Origin of the sequence: Streptomyces sp. NPDC002018, assembly GCF_042890865.1 — a bacterium.
GTDB lineage: Bacteria > Actinomycetota > Actinomycetes > Streptomycetales > Streptomycetaceae > Streptomyces.
In genome coordinates, this window is the sequence record NZ_JBIASO010000001.1 from 175572 (window position 1) to 193230 (window position 17659).

At 73.4% G+C, this 17659-nt stretch carries 16 protein-coding genes; 10 read left to right on the forward strand and 6 right to left on the reverse strand.

Going from position 1 to position 17659, the window contains the following annotated elements:
* Window positions 1-89 precede the first annotated feature (89 nt).
* The 6 genes from ACFYYH_RS00795 (at window position 90) to ACFYYH_RS00820 (ending at window position 7111) form a co-directional block, all read left to right on the forward strand.
* Window positions 90-1055: an LLM class F420-dependent oxidoreductase gene (locus tag ACFYYH_RS00795; protein ID WP_388544027.1), complete on the forward strand. Its 966-nt coding sequence runs from the start codon at window positions 90-92 to the stop codon at window positions 1053-1055.
* A 79-nt stretch (window positions 1056-1134) separates the two neighbouring features.
* Window positions 1135-1968, forward strand: a complete 834-nt coding sequence (locus tag ACFYYH_RS00800; RefSeq protein WP_388544031.1) for a M55 family metallopeptidase — start codon at window positions 1135-1137, stop codon at window positions 1966-1968.
* 1 nt (window position 1969) lies between these two features.
* Window positions 1970-3310: a M20/M25/M40 family metallo-hydrolase gene (locus ACFYYH_RS00805; RefSeq protein WP_388545245.1), complete on the forward strand. Its 1341-nt coding sequence runs from the start codon at window positions 1970-1972 to the stop codon at window positions 3308-3310.
* Window positions 3311-3321: 11 nt separating this feature from the next.
* Complete coding sequence (locus tag ACFYYH_RS00810; RefSeq protein ID WP_388544033.1) at window positions 3322-5343, forward strand: prolyl oligopeptidase family serine peptidase; 2022 nt, start codon at window positions 3322-3324, stop codon at window positions 5341-5343.
* Between the two features lie 254 nt (window positions 5344-5597).
* Window positions 5598-6470 carry an LD-carboxypeptidase gene (locus ACFYYH_RS00815; protein ID WP_388544035.1) on the forward strand — a complete coding sequence of 291 codons (873 nt, stop codon included), beginning with the start codon at window positions 5598-5600 and terminating at the stop codon, window positions 6468-6470.
* Between the two features lie 71 nt (window positions 6471-6541).
* Window positions 6542-7111, forward strand: a complete 570-nt coding sequence (locus tag ACFYYH_RS00820) for a GNAT family N-acetyltransferase (protein WP_388544038.1) — start codon at window positions 6542-6544, stop codon at window positions 7109-7111.
* Window positions 7112-7153: 42 nt separating this feature from the next.
* Here the strand turns inward: ACFYYH_RS00820 and ACFYYH_RS00825 are convergent, their stop codons facing one another.
* Window positions 7154-7489: a DUF6204 family protein gene (locus ACFYYH_RS00825; RefSeq protein ID WP_388544041.1), complete on the reverse strand. Its 336-nt coding sequence runs from the start codon at window positions 7487-7489 to the stop codon at window positions 7154-7156.
* A 69-nt stretch (window positions 7490-7558) separates the two neighbouring features.
* On the opposite strand from ACFYYH_RS00825, the gene ACFYYH_RS00830 reads away from it, so the two are divergent.
* Together ACFYYH_RS00830 and ACFYYH_RS00835 are read left to right on the forward strand one after the other, a co-directional pair.
* Window positions 7559-8485 carry an arginase family protein gene (locus ACFYYH_RS00830; RefSeq protein WP_388544044.1) on the forward strand — a complete coding sequence of 309 codons (927 nt, stop codon included), beginning with the start codon at window positions 7559-7561 and terminating at the stop codon, window positions 8483-8485.
* A 358-nt stretch (window positions 8486-8843) separates the two neighbouring features.
* Complete coding sequence (locus ACFYYH_RS00835) at window positions 8844-10940, forward strand: DUF5107 domain-containing protein (RefSeq protein WP_388544047.1); 2097 nt, start codon at window positions 8844-8846, stop codon at window positions 10938-10940.
* A gap of 15 nt (window positions 10941-10955) precedes the next feature.
* Here the strand turns inward: ACFYYH_RS00835 and ACFYYH_RS00840 are convergent, their stop codons facing one another.
* The 3 genes from ACFYYH_RS00840 to ACFYYH_RS00850 all read right to left on the reverse strand — a co-directional run bounded on the left by ACFYYH_RS00840 (window position 10956) and on the right by ACFYYH_RS00850 (window position 13938).
* Window positions 10956-11312 carry a VOC family protein gene (locus tag ACFYYH_RS00840; RefSeq protein ID WP_388544050.1) on the reverse strand — a complete coding sequence of 119 codons (357 nt, stop codon included), beginning with the start codon at window positions 11310-11312 and terminating at the stop codon, window positions 10956-10958.
* Between the two features lie 216 nt (window positions 11313-11528).
* Entirely contained in the window at window positions 11529-12338 is an 810-nt protein-coding gene (locus ACFYYH_RS00845; RefSeq protein ID WP_388544053.1) for a methyltransferase domain-containing protein, read from the reverse strand.
* A 91-nt stretch (window positions 12339-12429) separates the two neighbouring features.
* Window positions 12430-13938 carry a bifunctional phosphatase PAP2/diacylglycerol kinase family protein gene (locus ACFYYH_RS00850; RefSeq protein ID WP_388544056.1) on the reverse strand — a complete coding sequence of 503 codons (1509 nt, stop codon included), beginning with the start codon at window positions 13936-13938 and terminating at the stop codon, window positions 12430-12432.
* Between the two features lie 193 nt (window positions 13939-14131).
* On the opposite strand from ACFYYH_RS00850, the gene ACFYYH_RS00855 reads away from it, so the two are divergent.
* Window positions 14132-15349 (forward strand): aminotransferase class I/II-fold pyridoxal phosphate-dependent enzyme, encoded by a 1218-nt coding sequence (locus tag ACFYYH_RS00855; protein ID WP_388544059.1) that lies wholly within the window; start codon window positions 14132-14134, stop codon window positions 15347-15349.
* A gap of 135 nt (window positions 15350-15484) precedes the next feature.
* On the opposite strand, the gene ACFYYH_RS00860 is transcribed toward ACFYYH_RS00855, so the two are convergent.
* Together ACFYYH_RS00860 and ACFYYH_RS00865 are read right to left on the reverse strand one after the other, a co-directional pair.
* Complete coding sequence (locus ACFYYH_RS00860; RefSeq protein WP_388545248.1) at window positions 15485-16195, reverse strand: DedA family protein; 711 nt, start codon at window positions 16193-16195, stop codon at window positions 15485-15487.
* Between the two features lie 11 nt (window positions 16196-16206).
* Entirely contained in the window at window positions 16207-16998 is a 792-nt protein-coding gene (locus tag ACFYYH_RS00865) for an MBL fold metallo-hydrolase (RefSeq protein ID WP_388544062.1), read from the reverse strand.
* A 225-nt stretch (window positions 16999-17223) separates the two neighbouring features.
* On the opposite strand from ACFYYH_RS00865, the gene ACFYYH_RS00870 reads away from it, so the two are divergent.
* A complete protein-coding gene (locus tag ACFYYH_RS00870) occupies window positions 17224-17628 on the forward strand; it encodes a hypothetical protein (RefSeq protein WP_388544065.1) in 405 nt (134 codons plus the stop codon).
* The last annotated feature ends 31 nt before the right edge of the window (window positions 17629-17659 follow it).

The following is a 17659-nucleotide window of genomic DNA, read 5'->3' on the forward strand; positions in this document are numbered from 1 at the left end:
GAGGGGGTGAGGGAGGGCCGGAAGGGCCATTCGCCCCACCCTGGGCCGGAGGAGGTTTCCTGGCGCGCGGGAGCGGCTAAGCGCTGACCATGGTGCAAATCGGATACACGATGATGACGGAGCAGGCGGGGCCGCGTGAGCTGGTCAAGCATGTGGTGGGCGCGGAGCGGGCGGGATTCGACTTCTCCGTGACCTCGGACCACTACTTCCCCTGGCTGGACGCCCAGGGCCATGCCCCCTACGCGTGGAGCGTGCTGGGCGCGGCGGCCCAGGCGACCTCGCGTATCCCGCTGATGACCTATGTGACCTGTCCGACGACGCGCTACCACCCCGCGATCGTCGCCCAGAAGGCCGCGACCATGCAGCTTCTCTCCGAGGGCCGTTTCCGGCTGGGGCTCGGCTCGGGCGAGAACCTCAACGAGCATGTGGTGGGCGCGGGCTGGCCCGCCGCCCATATCCGGCTGGAGATGCTGGAGGAGGCCGTCGAGGTCATCCGCGCGCTGTTCGCAGGCGGTTATGTGAACCACCACGGCCCCCATTTCGATGTGGAGAGCGCCAAGCTCTGGGATCTCCCGGACACGCCGCCGCCGATCGGGATCGCGGTCTCAGGAGCGCGGTCCTGCGAGATCGCCGGACGGCTGGGCGATGTCGTCATCGCCACCGAGCCGAGGAGCGAACTGCTGCGGCTCTTCGACGAGCACGGCGGGTCGGGAAAGCCACGGATCGGGCAGTTGCCGGTGTGCTACGACACCGACCGGGACAAGGCGGTGATCCGGGCGCACGAGCAGTTCCGGTGGGCCGTGGGCCCCTGGCCGGTCAACTCCGAACTGCCGGGCACGGCCTCGTTCGACGGGGCGACCCGGTACGTACGGCCCGAGGACGTCGCGGAGGCGATCCCGTGCGGCGACGACGTGAACGTGTTCGTGGAGGCGGTGAAGCCGTATGTCGACGCGGGCTTCACGGAGATCGCGCTGGTCCAGATCGGCGGCGACCACCAGCAGCCGTTCCTGGACTGGGCGGAGAAGACGCTGCTGCCCGCGCTGCGGCGCCTCTGATGCGCTTCAGTGGTCCGGACCGCCGTCGGTTATCCACAGGGCTGGCAGGGGGCCGCGAGGACGCGTACGGTTTCCAGCCATGAAGATCTTGATCAGCGCCGACATGGAGGGCGCCACCGGTGTGACCTGGCCGGCGGACGTGCTGCCGGGCACGCCGCAGTGGGAGAGGTGCCGCTCCCTGTTCACCTCGGATGTCAACGCGGCCGTGCTCGGCTTCCTCGACGGCGGCGCCGACGAGGTGCTCATCAACGAGGCGCACTGGACCATGCGCAATCTGCTGCTGGAGCGGCTGGACGAGCGGGCCCAGATGATCACCGGGCGGCACAAGGCGCTCTCCATGGTCGAGGGCGTCCAGCACGGCGATGTGGACGGGATCGCCTTCGTCGGCTATCACACCGGTGCGGGTACGGAGGGCGTGCTGGCGCACACCTATCTGGCCAACTCCCTCACCGGGGTGTGGCTGAACGGCGCGCGGGCGAGCGAGGGGCTGCTGAACGCCCAGGTGGTCGCGGAGTACGGCGTCCCCGTGGTGCTCGTCACGGGTGACGACCTGACCTGTGCGGACGCCGGGGGGTACGCGCCGGACGCGCGCAAGGTCGCGGTGAAGGACCATGTCTCGCGGTACGCGGCGGTGTGCAGGACACCCGCGCGCACGGCCGCCGACATCCGTGGCGCCGCCAAGGAGGCCACAGCGCTCGCCGGGCGGTACGAACCGCTCGCGGGCGGTCCCTTCACCATGGAGCTGGAGTTCGACGCCACGCATCTGTCCGAGGTCGCCACGGTCGTGCCGGGTGTGGCCCCCAGCGGTGAGCGGCGTGTGACGTACACCAGCGGGACGATGTATGAGGCCATTCGTACGTTCAAAGCGGTCACGACGATCGTTTCGGCCGCGGTGGAGGAGCAGTATGGCTGACATGACGCCCATCGACACGAGTGTGGCTCCTGATACGGCGGCGTTCGACGAGGTGGTCGACTTCACCTCGGAACTCATCCGTATCGACACCACCAACAGGGGCGGCGGAGACTGCCGGGAGCGGCCCGCGGCCGAGTATGTCGCCGAGCGTCTCGCCGGCGCGGGGATCGAACCCATCCTTCTGGAGCGGACCCCCGGCCGCACCAATGTGGTGGCCAGGATCGAGGGCACCGATCCGTCGGCCGACGCGCTCCTTGTCCACGGCCATCTCGACGTCGTGCCGGCGGAGCCCGCCGACTGGAGCGTGCATCCCTTCTCCGGGGAGGTCAGGGACGGCGTCGTGTGGGGCCGCGGCGCGATCGACATGAAGAACATGGACGCGATGGTCCTGTCCGTCGTGCGGGCCTGGGCCAGATCGGGAGTGCGGCCCCGCAGGGACATCGTGATCGCCTACACCGCCGACGAGGAGGCCAGCGCCGCCGACGGGGCGGGCTTTCTCGCCCGGAGCCACCCCGAGCTGTTCGAGGGGTGCACGGAGGGCATCAGCGAGTCGGGGGCCTTCACCTTCCACGCGGGTCCCGGTATGGCGCTCTATCCGATCGGGGCGGGGGAGCGCGGCACCGGCTGGCTGAAGCTCACCGCCCGTGGCAGGGCCGGTCACGGCTCGAAGGTGAACCGCGCCAACGCGGTCAGCAGGCTCGCCGCGGCCGTCACCAGGATCGGCGAACACCCCTGGCCGGTCAGGCTCACCCCGACCGTCCGGGCGGCTCTCGCCGAGATCGCCGCGCTCCACGGGATACATGTCGACGTCCATGCCCCGGACTTCGACCCGGACGGGCTGCTGGGCAAGCTCGGCCCGGCCGCCGCGCTGGTCGAGCCGACCGTCCGGAACAGCACCAATCCGACCGTCCTGGAGGCCGGCTACAAGGTCAATGTGATTCCGGGCCAGGCCGTCGCCTATGTCGACGGGCGGATGGTGCCCGGCGGCGAGGAGGAGTTCCGGGCCACGCTGGACGAGCTGACCGGGCCGGACGTGGAGTGGGAGTTCCACCACCACGGGATCGCGCTCCAGGCACCGGTCGACTCACCGACCTTCGCCAAGCTGCGCGCCGCCGTGGAGCGCTTCGATCCCGACGGGCATGTCGTGCCGTACTGCATGTCCGGCGGCACCGACGCCAAGCAGTTCTCCCGGCTCGGGATCACCGGCTACGGCTTCTCGCCGCTGAAGCTGCCGCCCGGCTTCGACTACCAGGCGCTCTTCCACGGGGTGGACGAGCGGGTGCCCGTCCCGGCGTTGCACTTCGGCGTCCGCGTCCTCGACCACTATCTGAAAACCGCTTAGGAGCGCTCACCATGCCGATCACGCGGGCCGTGGACGCCTACGGGACATGGCCGTCCCCCATCGACGCCACGCTGGCCGCCTCGCACGACGGGCGCCCCGAATATGTGGGGGCGGTCGGCGACGAGGTGTGGTGGACGGAACCGCGTCCGGAGGAGGCGGGCCGGCGCGCGCTCGTACGACGGCGGGCGGACGGCCGCGAGGAGTCGGTGCTGCCGGCCCCGTGGAACGTCCGCAGCCGGGTGATCGAGTACGGCGGTGTGCCCTGGGCCGGTGCCACCCGGCCCGACGGCGGTCCGCTCGTCGTCTTCGTGCACTTCCCCGACCAGCGGCTCTACGGGTACGAGCCGGACGGCTCCGCCGCGCCCCGGCCGCTCACCCCGGTGTCGGAGACCGGGGGAGGACTGCGCTGGGCCGATCCGCGGCTCCACCCCGACCGGGGCGAAGTCTGGTGCGTGCTGGAGGAGTTCACCGGCGAGGGGCCCGGCGACGTACGGCGGGTGATCGCGGCCGTCCCGCTGGACGGCTCGGCCGCCGAGGACCGCTCGGCGGTACGGGAGCTGTCCGACGACCGGCACCGCTTCCTCACCGGGCCCCGGCTCTCGCCGGACGGACGCCATGCCGCCTGGATCGCCTGGGACCACCCGTCGATGCCCTGGGACGGCACGGTGGTGATGCTGGGCGAGGTGACGGAGGCGGGCCCGTTCACCGGGGTCCGGGCCGCGGCCGGGGACACCGGCGAATCCGTGGCCCAGGTCGACTGGGCGCCGGACGGCTCGCTGCTCTTCGTCTCCGACGCCAGCGACTGGTGGGAGCTCCAGCGCATCCGTCCCGACGCGCTCGGACCCGACCGGGCACCGGGTGTCATCGCGGGCACCGCCCTCTGTCCGGGCCGGAGGGAGGAGTTCGGCGGACCGCTCTGGAAGATCGGCCTCCAGTGGTTCCACCCCCTGGAGAACGGGCTGATCGCCGTCATCCACGGCACGGGCACCACCGCGCTCGGCATCCTCGATCCGAGGACCGGCGAACTGGTGGACGCCGTCGGACCCTGGACGGAGTGGGCCGCCACCCTGACCGTGCAGGGCGACCGGGTGATCGGGGTCGCGGCGAGTCCGCACAGCGCGTACGAGGTCGTGGAGCTGGACACCGCCACCGGGCGCGCCCGGGTGATCGGCGCGGAGCACCGGGACGCGGTGGACCCCGCGTACTACCCCGAGCCGCGGGTCCGTACGTTCACCGGGCCCGGCGGCCGCGAGATCCACGCCCAGCTCTATCCGCCGCACCACCCGGGCCACCGCGCGCCCGAGGGCGAACTGCCGCCCTATGTGATCTGGGCCCACGGCGGGCCCACCGGGCACGCCCCGCTGGTCCTCGATCTGGAGATCGCCTACTTCACCTCACGGGGGATCGGGGTCGCCGAGGTCAACTACGGCGGGTCCACCGGCTACGGCAGGGCCTACCGCGACCGGCTGCGCGAGCAGTGGGGCGTCGTCGATGTCGAGGACTGCGCCGCCGTCGCCGGGGCACTGGCCGCGGAGGGCACCGCCGACCCGGCCAGACTCGCCGTGCGGGGAGGCAGCGCGGGCGGCTGGACGGCGGCGGCCTCGCTCACCACCACGAGCGTCTACGCCTGCGGCACGATCATCTATCCGATCCTCGACCTGCTGGGCTGGGCGACCGACGAGACCCATGACTTCGAATCGCGGTATCTGGAGTCGCTGATCGGACCGCTCGCCGAGGTACCCGAGCGCTACCGCGAGCGTTCGCCGCTGCACCACGTCGACCGGATCACCGCTCCCTTCCTGCTCCTCCAGGGGCTCGACGATGTGATCTGCCCCCCGGCGCAGTGCGAGCGGTTCCTGGACCGGATGGACGGACGCGGTATCCCCCACGCGTACATAGGTTTCGAGGGGGAGGGCCACGGCTTCCGCAGGGCCGACACCATGATCCGCGCCCTGGAGGCCGAGCTGTCCCTGTACGCACAGACCTTCGGTATCGACCGAACCGACATCCCGCGGCTGGAGCTGACGAAGTGACCGCCACGCCTCAGAGCTCATCGACCCCGTCCGCACCAACGACCCCGTCCGCACCAACGACCCCCTCCGTACCGCCGATCCCGTCCGTACCACCGATCCCGCCCGCACCACCGACCTCGCCCATGTCGGCGACCGTTCCCGCGCCACCGGTCCTTCCCTCCCTTCCCGCGCCCGCGGCGGTTCCCGATCCCGCGGCGCGTCCTGAGCCACTGACCAGGCCCCCGCGGCTGCGCCCGGGGGCCAGGGTCGCCGTGGTGGCGCCCAGCGGCCCCGTTCCGCCGGACCGGCTCGAAGCGGGACTCGACATCCTGCGCGGCTGGGACCTCGACCCCGTCGTCGCCCCGCATGTGCTGGATCTCCATCCGCGGCTCGGGTATCTCGCGGGCACGGACGAGGACCGCGCCCGCGATCTCCAGGAAGCGTGGTGCGACCCGTCCGTCTCCGCGGTGCTCTGCGCGCGCGGCGGCTACGGGGTCCAGCGCATGGTCGATCTGCTCGACTGGGCGGCGATGCGGGCCGCGGGCCCCAAGGTCTTCGTCGGCTACAGCGACATCACCGCGCTGCACGAGGCGTTCGCCCGGCGGCTGGGTCTCTCCACCCTGCACGGTCCGATGGTGGCCACCCTGGCCTTCCTCAAGGACGCACCCACCCAGGAGTCCCTGCGCGCCACGCTCTTCGAGCCCGAGGCGGTACGGACCCTCGGCCGGGACACGGCCCGCGCGCTCGTCCCCGGCCGGGCCCGCGGTGTCACGCTGGGCGGCTGCGTCAGTCTGCTCGCCGCGGATCTCGGTACCCCCTACGGACGCCTCTCGGCGGCCGGCGGCCTGCTGCTGATCGAGGACGTGGGCGAGGAGCCGTACCGCCTCGACCGTGTCCTCACCCAGCTCCTGCGCTCCGGCTGGCTGGACGGCGTCGCGGGCATCGCGCTCGGATCCTGGACGGACTGCGGTCCGTACGACGCCGTACGGACGCTGCTCCTCGACCGGCTGGGCGGGCTGGGCGTCCCGGTCGTGGAGGAGTTCGGCTTCGGGCACGGCGAGTCGACCCTGACCATGCCCCTGGGGATGCCGGCGGTCCTGGACACGGAGAGCTGCACCCTCACCCTGGAGGTGCCCGCACTGAGCTGACCCCGTCCGGCGTCCCGGTCCGGGACCCGGCCCAGGCCGGGTCCCGGAGGCGCAGGACCTAAGCTGACGCGATGCCCGACACGCACACCCCGCTCGCCGAGGGCCCGCGCGTCCTCGTGCGTGCGTACCGCTACGAGGACACCGACGAGTTCACCGCGCTCGTCCACGAGAGCACGTCCCTGCACCACCCGTGGCTCTTCCCGCCGGGGACCGCGAAGGCGTTCGCGGAGTACGCGCGTCGGCTCATCGAGGACCCCACCAGGGCGGGCCATCTCGTCTGCGCCCGCGACGACGGCCGGATCGCGGGTTTCATCAACATCAACAACATCGTCCGGGGCGCGTTCGACTGCGGAGCCCTCGGATACGGCGCGTTCGCGCACGCCGCCGGGCGGGGACTGATGACCGAGGGGCTCGGGCTGGTGCTGCGCCGCGCCTTCGGGCCGCTCGGACTGCACCGGCTGGAGGCCAACATCCAGCCCGGCAACACCGGCTCCATCGCGCTCGTACGGCGCGCGGGCTTCCGTCTGGAGGGCTACTCGCCGGACTTCCTGCTGATCGACGGCGCCTGGCGTGACCATGAACGCTGGGCGATCACGGCCGAGATGCCCGGCGCGGCCGGCGCGGAAGCGGACGGAGGGTGACCGGCCGGAGGGTGAACGGCCTGGGTATGCACGGCCGGCGGATCAGCGGCCCTTGCGGTTGATCTTCATGGTGTCCATGTCGGTCACGGTGGAGCGCAGTTCGCCATGGCCGTACCCCAGGGCCTTCAGCGCCGTCCCGGCGCGGTCCTCGGCGAGCACCGCCGCCATCTCCTCGCCGTCCGCCGCGTCCGAGACGACCGCATACCGGTAGCTGAAGTGCTTCAGGGTCCGGTCGTAGGTGAGCGAACCCTCCGGGGTGAACCGCATCCCCGTCAGACCGTGCTGGTCCACCTCCGTGAGCAGCCGGGACCTCGCCCCGTCCGTCAGCTCCTCGAACGTCCCCCGCACGATCACCCGGTAGGTGTGCCGCGTGGTCATCCCCTCGCCGCCTTTCGCTCTCGCCGAAATCGCTTGGAGACCGAGAATACGGCGGTGAGGATGGCCCGCATGCGGAATATCGTGGTGATCGACGCCCCCTCCAACCTGGGGCTGCGTCCCCCGGCACCCGGTGTGGTGCCGGGCTGCTACAAGCTCGCCGGCGCCCTGCGGGAACAGCGGATCGTCCAGCGGCTCGGCGCGTTCGAGGGCGGGGTCGTCGTCCCGCCCCGCTACGACCGCGGCGACTGGAAGGAGGGCGACGGGGTCTTCAACGCCGCCGCCATCGCCCGCTACACCCCCCGGCTCGCCGACCGGATCGAGCACCATGTCAGGGCGGGCGACTTCCCGCTCGTGCTGGGCGGCGACTGCTCCATCCAGCTCGGCGCGTCGCTCGCGCTGCGCCGGATCGGGCGGTACGGCCTGGCCGCCATCGACGGTTCCGCGGACTTCCGCCACCCCGGCAACTCCGCGCGCATCGGTGCGGCGGGCGGTGAGGAGCTGGCGATCGGCACCGGACGCGGCCAGCCCGGTCTGACCGATCTGGAGGGACTGCGGCCGTATCTGCGCGACGAGGACGTACGGCTCTTCGGGATCAGGGACTACGACGAGGACCGCGAGGAACTGGCCCGGCTGAGGATCCCCACCGCGACCGTCGGCGAGCTGCGCGCACGGGGGGTGGCGGAGACGGCCGGGGCGGTGCTCCGGACGCTGGAGGCACCGGTCACCGAGGGGTTCTGGGTCCATCTGGACGCGGATGTGCTCGACCCCGAGGTCATGCCCGCGGTCGACAGCCCGGACGCGGGCGGGCTGCTGCCCGGCGAACTCGCCGTACTGCTGCGGACCCTGGTGCGCTCGGAGCGCTGCGTGGGGCTCAATGTGACGATCTACGACCCGGACCTCGACCCGGAGGGGACGGCGGGCGCGCTGCTCACGGATCTGATCGTGGGCGCCTTTCGCGACGAGGACGGCGACGGCCGTCCGGGGGAGCGTCCCTGAGGCTCGCCCGGGGAAGCGCCCCTGACGCTTGCCCGGGGGAGCGCCCCCCTGACGCCCCGGACCATGGCCCCGACCCTGACCCTGACCCCGACCCTGACCCCGACCCTGACCCCGGCCCTGACCCCGGCCCCGGCCCGGACCCTCTGCCCCCGACCCCCTGCCCCGGACCCGTACCGGTGGCGCGCGGTGAGCGGCTCGGGCGCCTCCCGCCGCCGCACCACGAGGCGGGGCGGGGCCCCTGGCGCACCACAGGACGGCCAGGGTCCCCTGGTCAGCGGGGCGTCCTCCGTGTTCCATGGTCGTCGGGCCGCCGGCCAAAGGAGCTGCCGGACGCCCGCGCGAACGAAGCGAGGTTGCCGTGGCCACGACCGTGCGACGTGCCGTACTGACCCTGCCCGCCGCCCCCTTGGGGCCGGAGAACCCCCTGCCGGCCCTGCGGCCCCTCGACGAGGCCCACACGGTCGACGAACGCGCCAGAGGGAAACTGCCGGCCGACATGGCACGGCAGATCGGCTACGAACCGCTGCGCACCCCGCTGCCCGTCCGGATCCTGGACGGCTACGCACGGGAGCGCCGTGAGACCGGTCTCGACGCGATCGTGATCGAGAACGACCGGCTGCGAGCCGTCGTGCTGCCCGCGCTCGGCGGCCGGGTCCACTCGCTCCACCACAAGCCGACCGGGCGTGAACTCGTCTACCGCAACCCCGTGTTGCAGCCCGCGAGCTTCGCGCTCAACGGTGCCTGGTTCTCCGGCGGTATCGAGTGGAACATCGGTGCCACCGGTCACACCACCCTCTCCTGCGCTCCGGTGCACGCCGCGCTCGTACCCGCTCCCGACGGCGGCGAGATGCTCAGGCTCTGGGAGTGGGAGCGGCTGCGCGATCTGCCGTTCCAGGTGGATCTGTGGCTGCCCGACGGCTCCGACTTCCTCCATGTCGGCGTCCGGATCCGCAACCCCCACGAACGGACCGCGCCCGTCTACTGGTGGTCCAACATCGCTGTCGAGGAGGGCGAGCGGACCCGGGTGCTCGCTCCCGCGGAGTCGGCCTGGCACTTCGGATACGAGCGCGCGCTGCGCCAGGTGCCGGTGCCCGCGGCGGAGCCCGGCGGCGCGGACCCCACGTACCCCCTGCGCGGCGAGTTCCCGGCCGACTACTTCTACGAGGTCCCGGACGGGGCACGGAAGTGGATCGCCTCGCTCGACGCGCGGGGCACGGGCCTCGTCCAGACGTCGACCGACACCCTGCGCGGACGCAAACTCTTCGTATGGGGCACGGGCCGCGGCGGGCGCACCTGGCAGCGCTGGCTGACCGAGCCCGGGACACCGGGATACGCGGAGATCCAGGCCGGGCTCGCCCGTACCCAGCTCGAACACGTCCCCCTCGAAGCCGAGGGGGAGGTGAGCTGGCTGGAGGCGTACGGTCCGCTCACGGCCGACCCGGAGGCCGTCCACGCGGACGACTGGGACCGGGCCCGTGCCGAGGTCACGGACCGGCTCGAAGCGGCGCTCCCGCGCGCGGACGTCGACGCCGCGTACGCGGCCTGGCTGCCGTACGCCGACGCGGAACCGGGGGAGCGGCTCGCGGTCGGGTCCGGCTGGGGCGCCCTCGAAGTGCTGCGCGCCGGTTACAAGCTCCCGGGCACGCCCTTCGAGGAGTCCACGCTCGGCGAGGAGCAGGCGCCCTGGGTGGAACTGCTGACCGGCGGCGTGCTGCCGGTCCCGGACACCGCCGTGCCGCCGGGGCCCACGCTGGTGGCCCCGCACTGGCGGGACATGCTGGAGACCGCCCTGGACGAACCGCTCACCGAGTACCACCTCGGTGTCGCGCAGTGGCACGCGGGCGATCTGGCCCAGGCCGTACGGAGCTGGGAGCGCGGGCTGCGCCGCGCGACCTCGCGGTGGCCGCTGCTGCGGTGCCTGGCCGTCGCCGACCAGCAGGGCGGACACCCGGGCCGCGCGGCCGACCATTACGCGGCGGCCTTCGACGACCTCCATGAGGAGAGCGGCCTCCATGAGGAGAGCGGTCCGCAGGAGGAGAGCGGCCTGCGGGAGGCGGCCGGTCCTGGGTCGGAGGGGGCTCAGGAGGGCGTGGAGGAGGGCGCCGAGACCCTGGGTGAGAAGCGTGGCGGCGACCGCGCGGCATGGACCGCCGCGACCGCGGCACTCGGGCGCGAGGCGATCGCGGCGCTGCTCGCGGTGGACCGTACCGCCGAGGCGCGCGGAGTCTGGGACCGGCTGCCGGCGGAGGTACGGCGGCGCGGCGCCTTCCGCCTCGCCGAGGCCCGACTGCTGCTCGCCGAGGGGGAGAAGGGGGCGGCCCGCGCCGTCTTCGACGCCGGTTTCGAGGTGCCGGACCTGCGGGAGGGCGCCGAGACCCTGGGTGAGGTGTGGGCGGCGCTGACGGACGATCCGCTGCCGGACGCGTACGAGTTCCGGATGCGGCCGGGGGGCTGAGCCGCCGGCCGGTCGTCAGTCCTGGACGGCTCTGCGGTCGACGTACTCGAAGACCGAACCGTCGGGGTGTACGGCGATCAGATTGCGGCCCACCGGGGTCGGCACAGGACCCACGAGGACCTGGGCGCCGACCCCGGTGAGGACCGTGACCGCCTCGTCCACGTCCTTGACGGCGATGGTCGCCGTGACCTTGCGCAGGACATCGATCTCGGACGCGGGGCCGCTCATCAGAAGGAAGCAGCCGACGGCGGCGACCGAGACTCCGCCGCGCTCGAAGCGGAGCGCGGCGCTTCCGGTGAGTCGTTCGTAGAACACCACCGAACGGTCCAGGTCGTCGACGCAGATGCGCAGCGTGGTTCCCAGGATTTCCATACGGATCAGGTTAGTTGGCGACGCCGGGACAGGAGATCGATTCGGGCAGCGGAAGGGCTGGGAAGGGCCGCGGAAGGGTGGGGGAAAGGCAGCGGAAGGGCGTGGAGCGGCGGTGCGGGCGGACAGTGGGGCGGGGGCGCCCGGTAAGGCGGGGCGGGCCCCGGTGCCCCCGGCCGCTCACGGTGAGGCGGGGCGGGCCCTGGCGCCCCCGGGCGCTCAGACGCGGCAGAGGATCTCGCCGTGCGGGACCATGAACCAGCCGTCCTCGTCCGCGCCCCAGGTCCGCCAGGCCCCGGCGATCTCCGCCAGCCGGCCGCGTGTCGCGTGTCCGCCGCCGACCGCCAGTTCGCCGTAGCGCGACGCCGTCGTACGGTCCGCCCACAGCTCGCTCCACCAGGTCCGCTCGTCCGGCGTGGCGAAGCACCAGCTCGTGGCGGTCGCCGTGATGTCGGTGAATCCGGCGCGCCGCGCCCAGGAGAACAGCCGTCGTCCGGCGTCCGGTTCACCCCCGTTGGCGCGCGCCACCTCGCGGTACAGCGTGAGCCAGCCGTCCAGCTCCGGTACGGCGGGGAACCAGGTGAAGGCTCCGTAGTCCGCGTCACGTGCCGCGACGACACCGCCGGGCCTGCACACCCGGCGCATCTCGCTCAGGGCCCGTACGGGATCGCCGACATGCTGGAGGACCTGATGGGCGTGGACGATGTCGAAGGAGTCGTCGGGGAAGTCCAGTGCGTGGACATCGGCGACCGCGAAGCGGATCCGGCCGGCGCCGGCCGCCGCGGCCGTCTCCCGCGCCTGGTCGAGCACGGACTCGGAGGCGTCGACCGCCGTCACGGTGCCCGGGGCGACGAGCGCGGCCAGATCGGCGGTGATGGTGCCGGGACCACAGCCCACGTCGAGCACGTCCCGGCCCGCCCGCAGCTCGGGGAGGAGATACGCGGCCGAGTTGGCGGCGGTGCGCCAGCGGTGCGAGCGCAGCACGGACTCGTGGTGCCCGTGGGTGTAGACGGCGGTCTCCTTCGGCATGGCCGGACTCCCTCTCGCGAAGCGGTCCGGCCACGGTACGCCGCGATGCCGCATCATGAGACCCGTGTCTCACCATATGGGTAGCGCTCGATCAGAGCAGCGCCTGCGGGCGGTAGACCGTCAGGGCCTCGGCCGCCTTGTCCAGGACCAGTTCCGTGGGGGCCTCCGCCACTTCGCCGTCGAACGCCAGGTGTGTGCCCGGGGCGATGCCCTTGATGTGGAGCCGGCTCCTGCGCTCCGCCGCGTGGACCGGCGAGCGGCTCAGCGGGCCCGCGAGCGCGGCGGCGAGCAGCCGCAGCCCCGGGGCGCGGCCGCCGTGCACCACCCGTACGTCCAGCAGCCCGTCGGCGAGATGGCGCCGGTGGCCGGGGGTCGGTCCCATCCGCTCGTACAGGGAGTTCCCCGCGAACAGCAGCCACAGCGAACGCCGCCGCCCCTCGAACTCGGCCTCCAGCGGATGCCCCTCGCGCAGCACCTTCAGCGCGCCCAGGACACCGGCGGGCCAGCCGCCGATCCTGGGCGCCCAGTGCTCACGCACCCGTACCAGCTCCGGATAGACGCCCAGGCTGAAGGTGTTGAGGAAGTGGCCCGTGGCCTCACCGTCGGGCCCCGGCGTGAAACGTCCCAGGTCGACCCGGATCGCATCGCCCGCCGTCAGCGCCCGGCAGGTGTCCTGCACGGTCTCCGTCCCCAGGTCGTACGCGAAGTGGTTGAGCGTGCCGCCGGGGAAGACGGCCAGCGGCAGCCCGTGCCGCAGGGCGGTCCTGGCCGCGTGGTTGACCGTCCCGTCACCGCCGAGCACCCCGAGCGCCCGGCAGCGGCCCGCCGCCTTCTCCAGCTCGGTGCTGACCTCCTCCGGGGCGCACTCCACGATCTCCGCGAACGGCAGCTCGTCACGTACCACCGCGGCCGCGTCGGACGAGCCCGAGGCCAGGTTGACCACGACGACCAGCTCCCGGCCGCCGGGCAGCGCGGGCGCCTCGGCGTACGGCCGTCCGGGCGCGGGAAGCTGCGACCGGGTCGGTACGAGCCCGCGCACGGCGTAGGCCGCCCCCACGCCGAGCGCCGCCCCCGCCAGCACGTCGCTCGGATAGTGCACCCCGGTGTAGACCCGGGAGAGGGCCACGGCCGCGGCCACCGGCGCCACGGCCGCGCCCCAGCCCTTCGACTCCAGTGCCACGCCCGTGGCGAAGGCCGCCGCGGAGGCCGCGTGCCCGGACGGGAAGGAGGTGGTGAACGGCTGCTGCTTCAGCCGCCGTATCACCGGTACGGAGTCGACCAGGGGCCGCGGACGGCGTACCGCCCGCTTGCCCACCGTGTTGATGGTCGCCGAGGCGAGCCCGAGCGAGACCACCCCGCGCAGAGCGGCCCGGCGCGAGCGCGCGCCACCTCCCAGGACGGCGATACCGGCGGCGGCGCCGAACCAGAGCAGCCCGTGGTTGGCGCTCCGGCTGAGCCGGGGCAGGACAGGATCCGCGCCCGGCCAGTGCCGGGTGGCGACGGAGCTGAAGGCCCGCTTGTCCCAGGAGCTGAGCAGTGCCGCGATCCGGGCGCGGGTCCCCGGAGTCACCTGGCCGTGGGTCGCAGAGGTAGTGAACATGGAACGCGGGTACCCCGAGGACCGCGCGGCCAAGCACACAGGGGGTGCGGGGCCCGGGGAGCAGGGAGCCGTGAACGTCCGTATAAAGAGCTCAGGGCCCGGGTGTGCGAAGGGCTCAGGTCCGGTGCGGGCGCACGCGTGAGCCGGGGCGCGGCCGGGCATCCGACGGGTGACGACTGCGGGAGGTGGCGGTATGCGGCGGACGGCTCCCGGGGAGAGCGGCCCCGTACGGTTCGCCCCGCCCGTCCCCGGGGCGGGGCTGCCCGCCCTGCCCGGACTGACCGATGCGTGCGCCGGGGCCGCCCCACGGACCGAGCCGGAGCCGCCCGGCGGCGGCGCGGTGCTGCGCGCGGCGGCCTGCGGCTACTGGTGGCGGCGCGGGCTGCACGGCGGCCCCGACGGTGTGGTGGCGGCTCCCGGCGCGCAGCCGCTGCTGTTCGCGCTGCTCGCCGCGTACGGCGGGGACGTGCTGATGCCACGGCCCTGTCCGGCCTGGTGGATCCCGCAGACACGGCTCCTCGGCCGGCCCGCCTACCAGGTGCCGACCCCGGCGCAGGCGGGCGGAGTGCCCGATCCGTACGCCCTGCTGGAGACGGTCCGCAGAGTACGGGCCGAGGGCGGCACCCCCCGGGTGCTGCTGCTCTGCCCCGCCGACGACCCCACCGCCACCGTCGCTCCGCCCGAACTCGTCCACGAGGCCTGCGAGGCCGCGGTCGGCGAGGGACTGCACATCATCAGCGACGAGACCTGGCGCGACACCCTCTTCCGGCCGCACGAGACCATGCTCTTCAGCCCCGCGGAGATGTGGCCCGACGAGGTGGTCGTCGTCCATGACGCGGCGGGTTCCCTTCTCCCCGCCGCCTGGCCGATGGCCGTCGCGCGCTACCCGGCCACCGGCGCCGGGGCCGCCCTGCGGGCCAGAACGCTGGACATCCTGACCGCGCTCGGCGCGATGGTCGCGGGGCCCGTGGCCGCGGCCGCCGCGCTCGCGCTCGACGAGCCGGGCGCGGTGATCGAACGGACCAGGGCCGCCGCCGAGCTGTACGGGCGGGTGGCCGTGGCCGCCCACCACGCGGTGCTCGTCTCCGGCGCCCTCGCCAGACCACCGCAGGCCGGCCGTCATCTCTACGCCGATCTCGGGCCGCTGCGGACACGGCTGGCGGAGCGGGGGGTCACCGACTCCCTGGAGCTGGAGGAGCATCTCAGCGGGCGGCTGGGGACTCCCGTCCCGGGAGGCCACCGGTTCGGGGACGAACTGGGCGCGCTGCGCGTCCGTCTGCCGACCGGACCCCTGCTCGGGGCGACCCCGGAAGGCCGCCTGGAGTCCCTCGGGGCGCCGGATCCCCTGGAACTCCCGCAGGTCGCGCGGGCGCTCGGCGACTTCGAGGCCGCCTTCGCCGAACTGAGCTGAACTGGACTGAACTGAGCTGAACTGAGCTGAACCGGTACGGAACGCGACGCGGCGCGACGGGGCATGGCGCGACGGGGCATGGCAGGGCGGGGCAGGGCGCGCCGGGGGAGCGGAACCACGCGGCGGGTCCGTGTCTCAGCTCTCCTGCCCCTCCGGACTCGGCCGCCCCTCGGTGCGGCACTGCCCCTCAGGACCCGTGGCCCCACCCCTCTGTCCCGGCACGGCCGGCCGGTCCGCGCGGGCCGGCCGCCGCAGCCGGTGCCAGAGCGCGGGGGCGCCGCTGAGGACCACCGTCAGCACCACCGCGGCGAGCACCCCCTCCCAGGGCTCGGCGAAGAGCGAGCCGCCGAGCACCCCGATGAGCTGGTACGTCACCGCCCAGGCCAGACAGGCCGGCACATCACCCCGGGCGAACCGGCGCAGCGGCCAGTCCGCGAGCAGACAGGCCAGCATCACCGGGATCCGTCCGGCGGGCACCAGCCGGGACAGCACCAGCACCGCCACCCCGTGCTCCCGCAGCTTGTGCTGGGCCTGCTCCAGCCGGTCCGGCGGAGCGTGCCTGCGCAGCGCCGCCAGCCAGCGCGAGCCGTTCTTCGAGTGGACCCCGCGCCGCCCGAGCCAGTAGAGCGCCATATCGCCGAGGAAGGCCGCGGACGCCGCGACCAGGAACACGAAGAGCATGGAGAGCGGTGACGTCTGGTGGAACGCCACCACCGCCGCCGAGCTGACCACCGCGCCCGTCGGCACCACCGGCACCAGCGCGCCCAGCGTCACCAGCAGGAAGATCGACGGATAGCCGACGGCCTGCTGGGTCGACTCGGGCGGCAGTTCGGCGAGCCGGGACATGAGCTCGTCGATCACACCCCCACCCCCGTGCGCACGCTCTCGCCGTGGCGCAGCAGATGCACGGCCACCTCGGGGGCCAGCCGGGCCGCCTTCCGTACGAACTCGCCGCCCGGCGCGTAGAACTCATGGGGCCGCACCCCGTCCAGACCGATCGGCCAGTACGTGCCGAAATGGACCGGTACGGCCGCGCGCGGCGCCAGTTGGGCCAGCGCCTGTGCCGCGCGCCCGGCGTCGAGATGGTGCGGTCCGAGATGGGGTCCCCAGCCGCCGACCGGCAGCAGGGCCACATCCACCGGGCCCACGGCGTCCGCCATCCCGTCGAAGAGTCCGGTGTCGCCCGCGAAGTAGGTCCGGGACTCCCCGCTGATCACATAGCCGAGTGCGGGGGAGCGGTGCGGTCCGACCGGCAGCCGCCGTCCGTCGTGGTGCGCGGGCACGGCCCGTACCCGCAGCGTCCCGATCTTGACCTCGTCGCCCGCGTCGACCTCGGTGATCCGCAGCCCGGCGGGGTTTCTGCGCGCGTCGAGCCTGCGGAGCGCCGGGACCGACCGGTCCGCGCCCCGCGGCACGATCAGCCGGGTGCCGGGCGCGAGCCGGGCCAGCGAACGCGGATGAAGATGATCGGAGTGGAGGTGGGAGACCAGGACGGCGTCGGCGACCGTCGCCTCCGGCGGTGGCACGGGCCCGAGCCGGCGGCGCAGATGGGCCAGCCTGCGGACGAAGACCGGATCCGTGAGCACGCGGATCCCCGAGTCCTCGACCGTGCAGGTGGCATGGCCCCACCAGGTGATGACAGTTCCCAACCCGACCTCAGCTCCGACCTCGGCAGTGCCCGCCGGTCCCGGTCACCGGCTCCCTCCGCCCGTCCCGGGCGCGATCTCCGCACTCAGCGTACGGCGGGAGCCGCGCGGGCGGGCCGGATGCGCCCGGTCGCGCGCCGTTTCCCGCCGGGTACGCGCCTGCCTGGCGGGGGTGTCCGCGGAGTAGGGTCTGCGGACGACGCAGGGCGCGGGGAGCGGGGGACAGCCATGGACGACGTACGAGTGGCGGCGATCGCCAGCCTGACCCCGCTGGAGGAACTCGACCGGGACCCCTTTCTGGTGGACACCCGGGGCCAGCACACGATGTGCGCGCGCTGGGCCGAGGACAAGGGCTATGTCGTCACCCGGCAGTTGCTCCTCTACGGACTGCGGCCCAACCACCGCGGACTGTGGGTGGACGTCGACGCCGGGCTGGTCGATCTGTTCGTCGCCGCCAACGACCGCGTGCTCGACCGGGCGTTCACCTCGGCGCGGGCCTTCGCCGCCGAGTGCGAGCGCAGAGGCGTACGGCTGGAGACCGTCGGCCTGGACGAGCCGCCCTACGACGCCGTGATGAAGGCCGGCGTGCACCGCAGACTGTCGATGCCGACGGCCGGATACGACGGCCGCTGAAGGCCGCCCGCACCCGCCGTACGCCGCACAG

Coding starts and splice junctions, on each gene's coding strand:
- ACFYYH_RS00860 (WP_388545248.1), bottom strand. CDS start 16,195: ATGTCCCGGCTCGCCGAACTGCCGCCCGAGTCGACCCAGCAGGCCGTC.
- ACFYYH_RS00825 (WP_388544041.1), bottom strand. CDS start 7,489: ATGACCACGCGGCACACCTACCGGGTGATCGTGCGGGGGACGTTCGAG.
- ACFYYH_RS00850 (WP_388544056.1), bottom strand. CDS start 13,938: ATGTTCACTACCTCTGCGACCCACGGCCAGGTGACTCCGGGGACCCGC.
- ACFYYH_RS00800 (WP_388544031.1), top strand. CDS start 1,135: ATGAAGATCTTGATCAGCGCCGACATGGAGGGCGCCACCGGTGTGACC.
- ACFYYH_RS00820 (WP_388544038.1), top strand. CDS start 6,542: ATGCCCGACACGCACACCCCGCTCGCCGAGGGCCCGCGCGTCCTCGTG.
- ACFYYH_RS00870 (WP_388544065.1), top strand. CDS start 17,224: ATGGACGACGTACGAGTGGCGGCGATCGCCAGCCTGACCCCGCTGGAG.
- ACFYYH_RS00840 (WP_388544050.1), bottom strand. CDS start 11,312: ATGGAAATCCTGGGAACCACGCTGCGCATCTGCGTCGACGACCTGGAC.
- ACFYYH_RS00810 (WP_388544033.1), top strand. CDS start 3,322: ATGCCGATCACGCGGGCCGTGGACGCCTACGGGACATGGCCGTCCCCC.
- ACFYYH_RS00795 (WP_388544027.1), top strand. CDS start 90: ATGGTGCAAATCGGATACACGATGATGACGGAGCAGGCGGGGCCGCGT.
- ACFYYH_RS00830 (WP_388544044.1), top strand. CDS start 7,559: ATGCGGAATATCGTGGTGATCGACGCCCCCTCCAACCTGGGGCTGCGT.
- ACFYYH_RS00855 (WP_388544059.1), top strand. CDS start 14,132: ATGCGGCGGACGGCTCCCGGGGAGAGCGGCCCCGTACGGTTCGCCCCG.
- ACFYYH_RS00845 (WP_388544053.1), bottom strand. CDS start 12,338: ATGCCGAAGGAGACCGCCGTCTACACCCACGGGCACCACGAGTCCGTG.
- ACFYYH_RS00805 (WP_388545245.1), top strand. CDS start 1,970: ATGACGCCCATCGACACGAGTGTGGCTCCTGATACGGCGGCGTTCGAC.